Annotated in this window: 1 protein-coding gene; it reads right to left on the bottom strand. The window is 38.6% G+C overall.

Features of this window, described 5'->3' with window-relative positions; all coding sequences use genetic code 11:
• The coding region (locus HT709_RS05075) for a G5 domain-containing protein (protein ID WP_240156670.1) at positions 1-826 on the bottom strand (826 nt) is incomplete at both ends.

Genomic DNA, 826 nt, shown 5'->3' on the forward strand with positions numbered 1-826 from the left:
CCATGAACCATTCACTTGTACCCAACCCGTTACCATGGAACCGTTAGTATTATAAAAATACCACATACCATTTTCTTGTTTCCAGCCTGTTGTTGCAGCAACTGGTTTAGCTGGTTCTAATGCTGAATCTGTTCCTTGATTAGATGTAACAGATACAGGATATGAAGGAATAGATGACTTCTTAGGAACAACAACTTTTTCAGGTTCTCTCGTCCCTCTCCTTATACGTCTTTTTACCATCTCTTTAGTAATTTGACGAGAAGTAGTTTCTTCAATTGTTCCATCACGTTCATCTACAGTATAGATTGTAGTAAGCGTAATTTCACCAATTTCTCCTGCTTCTTCTATTTCTTGACCTTTATCAAGAGTTGAGTCATCGAGATATTCTGTTTCGATTGGAATTTCTTGGACAAGAACTTGGGGCTTGGTTCCTTTTTTAACAACTCTTGTTTGAGAGTCTTCTTTTTGACTTAAAGTACTCTCAGTTACTTGTCCACTCTTTCCATCTACATCATAAGTTATCGTTGTAACTGTTTTCCCATTCTTTCCTAGAGTAATCTCTTGCTCCTGTCCTGCAGAAAGGTCATTGTCTGCTTCATATTTAGTAGCAAATGGAACAAGAACTTCTTCAACCTTGCTTTTAGCTGGAACTTTGATAACTGTATCCGTGGCTTCTTTTCTATCAACAGTAACCTTTTCGCTAACCTTACCAGTCTCTGGATTAACATCGTAGGTCGTCGTTGTGGTTACATAGCCATCTTCTCCGTCAACCATCTCAATAGAAGCTCCTCGGTCTCTAGTCTCATCTTTTTCATAACGGATGACA

Origin of the sequence: Streptococcus sp. 1343, assembly GCF_013277355.1 — a bacterium.
Lineage (GTDB): Bacteria > Bacillota > Bacilli > Lactobacillales > Streptococcaceae > Streptococcus > Streptococcus pseudopneumoniae.